Origin of the sequence: Marinobacter sp., from assembly GCF_041690455.1 — a bacterium.
Taxonomy (GTDB): Bacteria; Pseudomonadota; Gammaproteobacteria; order Pseudomonadales; family Oleiphilaceae; genus Marinobacter.
Genome location: NZ_JAWLHI010000155.1, coordinates 1 through 2,638, shown reverse-complemented (window position 1 = coordinate 2,638; position 2,638 = coordinate 1). Strand labels below are relative to the sequence as shown.

General features: G+C 57.8%; 3 protein-coding genes. All 3 read left to right on the top strand.

What is annotated here, in order from left to right:
* Window positions 1-669: mannose-1-phosphate guanylyltransferase/mannose-6-phosphate isomerase (locus tag ACESMW_RS18975; RefSeq protein WP_372988519.1), on the top strand; the 669-nt coding region annotated here is incomplete at its 5' end.
* Window positions 666-1,571: a lysophospholipid acyltransferase family protein gene (locus tag ACESMW_RS18970; RefSeq protein ID WP_372988518.1), complete on the top strand. Its 906-nt coding sequence runs from the start codon at window positions 666-668 to the stop codon at window positions 1,569-1,571. The genes ACESMW_RS18975 and ACESMW_RS18970, both read left to right, overlap by 4 nt.
* Window positions 1,565-2,638, top strand: a 1,074-nt coding sequence (locus ACESMW_RS18965) for an O-antigen ligase family protein (RefSeq protein WP_372988517.1), incomplete at its 3' end; no start/stop codon positions are given. The genes ACESMW_RS18970 and ACESMW_RS18965, both read left to right, overlap by 7 nt.

Sequence of the window (2,638 nt, the reverse complement as noted above, 5' to 3'; positions counted from 1 at the left end):
GTCGATTATGCCGTCATGGAGAAGACCGATAGGGCCGCCGTGGTTTCACTGGATGCCGGATGGAGCGATATCGGCTCCTGGTCGGCGCTCTGGGAAGTCAGTGACAAGGACGCGGACGGCAATAGCCTGACCGGCGACGTGATTGCCCATAACACCACTAACACGCTGGTCCGCGCCGACAGCCGGCTGGTGGCAACAGTCGGTGTGGACAACCTGGTGGTGATCGAAACCAAGGATGCCCTGCTGGTTGCCCATAAAGACAGCGTTCAGGACGTGAAAACTGTGGTGGAGCGGATCAAATCCGATGGCCGCCATGAACATATGAACCACCGGGAAGTTTACCGGCCCTGGGGCGTTTACGACTCCATCGACAACGGCGCCCGCTATCAGGTCAAACGGATTACGGTCAAACCAGGCGCCAAGCTCTCTGTGCAAATGCATCACCATCGCGCAGAACACTGGATTGTCGTCAGTGGCACAGCCCGTGTCACTAACGGTGATAAGACCTATCTGGTCACCGAAAACCAGTCGACCTTCATTCCAATCGGCCAGGTGCACTCGCTGGAAAATCCGGGGGTCATCGACCTGGAACTGATCGAAGTGCAATCCGGCTCCTACCTTGGTGAGGACGACATCGTACGCTATGAGGACCGGTACGGCCGAAAATGAGTAAGCTCAAGTACTTCGTTATTGCCGGGCTACTCAGAATCGCCGGCTGGTTATCGCTGGCCGGCGCCCAGCGGATAGGCCGCTTCGTCGGTTACCTGGTGTGGAGGCTGCCAACCAAGTCGCGACAGGTTACCGACACTAACCTGTCCATCTGCCTCCCCGAGCTTTCAGACACCGAACGGGCGGTTATGTCAAAGAGGTCCCTGGCCCAAACCGGCATGACCATGCTCGAAGTTCCTCTAATGTGGGAATGGCCGGTGGAGAAATGCCTTGGCCTGATCCGGGAAACTGAGGGGCTGGAACTGATCGACAAGGCCATGGCCGGCGACCAGGGGCTGATTCTCCTTGCGCCGCACCTGGGTAACTGGGAACTGGCCGGGCTGTTCTTCTCATCGCGCTACAAGATGGCAGCGCTTTACAGCCCACCGAATATGCCCGAATTCGAAGATTATATGATCAAGGTTCGCGGCCGGCTTGGCTCAGAGCTGGTCAGGGGCGACCGTCGTGGCCTGGCCCGACTTGCCTCGATTCTCCGGGAAGGCGGTGTTGCCGGGATTCTGCCGGATCAGTCACCCCGGGGTAAAGGCAACGCCTTTGCACCTTTCTTCGGCATGGAAGTGAAGACCATGACCCTGGTGTCCAAGCTTATCCAGCGCACCAGCGCCAACGTGCTGATCACCTATGCGGAACGCCTGCCCGATGCTTCCGGATTCCGGATCGTCGTGCGCGAGACCGGCCCGGGCCTCGGCGACAAGGACCCTGTGGCCGCAACCACGGCCATGAATCACGCCATCGAACAATGCGTACGAGAAATCCCCGAGCAGTATCAATGGGAGTACAAACGCATGCGCCATCGGCCACCCGGCGAAATCAACCCCTACAACCCGGATCGCGTATGCTGAACCCCACATTGGCCTTCCACGCACTGTTGATCATCGGGTTTGGCGGCGCACTCCTGTCTTCGAGCATCCTGGCCGGCGCCACCCTGTTGCTTGCCATTGCCGGAATGGTGCTCAGTGCTCGCAAATCACTGTATAAAACCGGTTGGGACAAGCCCAAAGAGCTCAGACTGCTGCACTTTTCCTTCTGGTTCTTCGTTCTGGTGAGCTTTCTGTCCTGGGCCCTGGAAGGCTTTGATTATGAGGGTGGAAAAACGTTTGGCACGCACGCCCGGTTTATCCTGTTCTGGCCACTCATTGTTGCCATTAGCTATGCCCGGATCGGCGCCCGAACCACCTTTGCAGCCATCGGACTGATGGCAGTATCCATCATAGGGATTTTTCTCGTGACCGTTGCCGCCCGCCAGGGCGCGCTTGGTCAGGTGCTGAATTCCCGTTTCGGTGGCGGGATCAACCCCATAAGCTTTGGCAATCTTGCCCTCCTGGGCGGCATGTTGACGATCGTTGCTGCCATGTTTTTTATCCGGGACAAACGGGTAGGCCTGGCGATACTGTTTTTCACCGGAGGAACGGCTGCGGTCCTGATTTCCATGCTGTCTGAAACCCGCAGCAACCTGGTTGCTCTGCCATTTCTTCTGATCGCGCTTGTGCCGCTGCTCAGCAAAAAACTTGGAATTGCCGGATTGATTGTTGTGCCACTTCTCGTTGCCGGCGCGATTATCACCAGCGACCGCATGTCCAGCTCACTCAATGGATTGCTTCACAACGGGCACCTGGATTCAGGCGTGGAAATTCGGCTGGAAATCTGGGGGCAGGCCTTGAATATGCTCAGCGACAATCCCTGGACGGGCGCTGGCCTCGGTGGCTACACCCACCGCATAGAATCGGAAGTTGCAACTGGAAATCTGCCGGAACACTTCCTGGACTGTTGCACGGGACATGCCCATAACGACCTGCTCAATAATGCTGCCACCAGCGGTATTCCCGGCATTCTCAGCTGGGCCCTGCTTATTTTCATACCGCTGGCCATCTTTGCCAGAAGCCTGTCCAGCCGCCACGCAGCCACGGCC

What these genes read in the sequence shown, in the direction of transcription:
- ACESMW_RS18970 (WP_372988518.1), top strand. Translation starts at nt 666, where the DNA reads ATGAGTAAGCTCAAGTACTTCGTTATTGCCGGGCTACTCAGAATCGCC.